Consider the following 3192-nt stretch of genomic DNA (forward strand, 5'->3'; position numbering starts at 1 on the left):
TCTTGACGCGCTCGACCTGGAGGGAACCTCCAGAACGCGCGTCGCTGACGCACACAAACGGGAGGTTCCCTCCCGTTCGATGCGTCGCTTTTTTATTCGGGGGGAACCCTAGACATAAAAACGCCGCTAAACCGTCGGGGAACCCGACGTTGGCGTAGCCTCTCCGTCAGGAGTTACGCGAATCGCTACCCTCTACCCCCTACCCTCTACCCCCTGAACGTCCGCGAATTTTTTGAGCTGAGTGCTGGCAAATGGTTCTCCCAAAAGACTAGTCAGCACCTAACTCTCAAACAATCAGAACATGGTAAATCCGATCTCGCGATCGAAATTTTACCCATAGACAATCCGCAAGTAGTCCAACTGTGCCAACAATCAGGTGTCGAGCCAAGCTCTATTTGGGGCGGCATTAAATATACTTGGAAAGGTACTGTAAGTTGGGATACCCAGCCCCAAAACGCCACAACACCGCAGGGTGAATCGATTGCAATTGCCATTTCCGACGCATCAGCAGCTAACACTGGCAAATTTATTTATCTTACTGGCGGGAAGTCTCAAGTCGCTCAATATACCCTAGGCGATGACAATGCGCTCACACTAATAACCCAAACCGATAATATTCGCGCGGATGAACGGATCTGGTTTGAAAGTGATAATGTCCGACTCCGCACCACCATCGTTACTAAAGCCAGCGGCGATTCACTCGCATCCTTCTACTCAGAAATTCGCATGGGAGGGAAATAATTGATAATTGATAATTGATAATTACCTCTGTCTGTTCGCATAGCTTCTGCCTTAGCAGTAGGCTAAAGGATAACGATAGTCAACGAGATCGGGTTTAACTTCCTCCTAAACGGTGAGGCTTTGCACCTATTTTGTATACTAAGAGGTAATGGGCGATCGAAATTCACCCAGTCACCCAGTCCCCCAGTCTCCCAGTCCCCAACTCCCATCCCCCATCCCACACCTAATAAATAAAGACCGATCCCGCGATCTCCCGGTTGCGAAAATTGTTGCTGAGTGTAACAATGCGGTTGGTCTATTATTCAGGTAATTTTTAAAAGTAAGTGCAATCTAATTTAGTCGAGCCAGTAGACAACAACGCATCTATATTTGAAAGAGAACGGCTGCCGTTCACGATCCAAGATGTCCGCGCTGCAATTCCCAAATCTTGTTTTGAGCCTTCTACCTGGAAGTCTTTATCTTATTTTTTCCGTGATGTCGTAATTGTAGCTGGGCTGTATGCGATCGCGTACAAGTTAGACTCTTGGCTGTTTTATCCGATCTTCTGGTTCGCACAAGCAACCATGTTCTGGGCACTGTTTGTGATCGGACATGACTGCGGACATGGTTCGTTCTCACGTCACAAGTGGCTCAACGATCTCGTCGGACATATCTCACATTCGTTTATTTTGGTTCCGTACCACGGCTGGCGCATCAGCCATCGGACACATCACAAAAATACTGGCAATATCGAAACCGATGAAAGTTGGTACCCTGTCTCTGTAGCTAAATACGATGAAATGCAGTGGTGGGAGAAGTTTCTCCGGTTCGATTTGACTTTATTACTGGCTTATCCGTTATATTTATTCCGTCGTTCTCCCGAACGTCCGGGCGGTTCGCACTTCCATCCAGCTAGTCCCCTGTTTCGCGAGTCGGAAAAGTGGGATGTCATCACTAGCAGCATCTGGTGTGCGGCAATGGTAGCACTGGTAGCGGCGGGGACATTTACCTGGGGTTGGTTGTGGCTGGTGAAGTTTTACCTCATGCCTTATCTGGGATTTGTTGTCTGGTTAGATTTAGTTACTTTCCTCCATCATACCGATGACGATATCCCCTGGTATCGCGGCAAAGATTGGTACTTCCTCAAAGGTGCAATTTCGACGATCGATGTCGATTATGGTTTTATTAATAATATTCACCATGATATCGGCACCCACGTCGCTCACCATATCTTCCTATCGATTCCTCACTACCACCTCCTAGAGGCTACAGAGGCGATTAAACCAGTTTTGGGAGACTATTATCGGAAATCCGATCGCTCCATCTGGGCAGCCTTCTGGGATGCCAAGGAGAACTGTCACTATGTCTCGAATACTGGATCGAAGATCTACTATCGCTCGAAGTAGAGGGTAGATGGGAGTTGGGAGATGGGAGTTGGGAGAGAGTAACAGGCAATGGAACACATCCCCATCCGTCTTCTCTGTCTCCCCATCCCCCCGTCTCCCCGTCTCCCCGTCCCCCCATCCCCCCTCCCAACTCCCAACTCCCAACTCCCAACATGAATAAACGTTCCTTTTTAACTAATCTAATTGCCATTTGTGCGATCGCGATGTTCGGGTGGAGCAATTTTGCCCCAGGCGCTCATGCGATGGGTGGTAAATTACCAACGCTGAACCAATCGGCACCGACATTTACATTACCCACTAATACGGGATCTGGTACGGTATCACTGGCAGATTACGCAGGTAAATGGGTCGTGTTATATTTCTATCCCAAAGATTTTACCTCTGGCTGTACGTTAGAAGCGCGGAGATTTCAACAAGATATCGCTCAGTATCAGCAGCGCCAAACAGAAATCGTTGGTGTTAGTGCAGACTCGATCGATTCTCATGCCAAATTTTGTGACTCTGAAGGTTTGAAGTTCCCACTTCTAGCTGATACCAATGGTGCTGTGAGTAAAGCCTATGGTTCGTGGCTGGGGATTTTCTCGATGCGACATAGTTTTATCATCGATCCTAAAGGTGTCTTACGGGCGACATTTACAGATGTCAATCCCACAGCACACAGTAAGGAAGTCTTGACCGAACTCGATCGACTTCAAACTGCTAAAGTCTAGGAAGAATGCTAAGTCGATCGCGGCAAGTAGGTAGCTAGGCGGAATTAAATGTAAGATGCCAGCCTTTTGCCCTCACCCCCAACCCCTCTCCCAAGCTTGGGAGAGGGGAGCCAGAGCCGGAGGCGAAGGCGGGGTGAGGGCGATTTCGTCATTGTCACTTTAATTATGTCCAGCTACTTATATTAGATATCCAGTAGGGTGGGCACTGCCCACCACACACGTTTCATACAATTACGGTATTTAAAATAACTACGCCTATCTACTTACTTATTTGACGCTTGTTGCTTCAATGTCAACATCTGGAGACGTTTTGCGAATAGCAATTAATATTAACGCCCCAAGTTCTAAAATTAGCG

Annotated in this window: 3 protein-coding genes; all 3 read left to right on the forward strand. The window is 47.8% G+C overall.

Going from position 1 to position 3192, the window contains the following annotated elements; translation table 11 throughout:
• Positions 1-237 precede the first annotated feature (237 nt).
• The 3 genes from RMO52_RS24875 (at position 238) to RMO52_RS22400 (ending at position 2836) form a co-directional block, all read left to right on the forward strand.
• The gene (locus RMO52_RS24875; RefSeq protein WP_396135080.1) at positions 238-741 is read left to right on the forward strand and encodes a phycobiliprotein lyase; all 504 of its coding nucleotides are present in this window, start codon (positions 238-240) and stop codon (positions 739-741) included.
• A gap of 323 nt (positions 742-1064) precedes the next feature.
• Positions 1065-2126 carry a DUF3474 domain-containing protein gene (locus RMO52_RS22395; RefSeq protein WP_310418740.1) on the forward strand — a complete coding sequence of 354 codons (1062 nt, stop codon included), beginning with the start codon at positions 1065-1067 and terminating at the stop codon, positions 2124-2126.
• Positions 2127-2278: 152 nt separating this feature from the next.
• Positions 2279-2836 carry a peroxiredoxin gene (locus RMO52_RS22400; protein WP_396135079.1) on the forward strand — a complete coding sequence of 186 codons (558 nt, stop codon included), beginning with the start codon at positions 2279-2281 and terminating at the stop codon, positions 2834-2836.
• Positions 2837-3192: the final 356 nt, after the last annotated feature.

Source organism: Chamaesiphon sp. OTE_8_metabat_110 (assembly GCF_031382685.1).
GTDB lineage: Bacteria > Cyanobacteriota > Cyanobacteriia > Cyanobacteriales > Chamaesiphonaceae > Chamaesiphon.

What these genes read in the sequence shown, in the direction of transcription:
- RMO52_RS22400 (WP_396135079.1), top strand. Translation starts at nt 2,279, where the DNA reads ATGAATAAACGTTCCTTTTTAACTAATCTAATTGCCATTTGTGCGATC.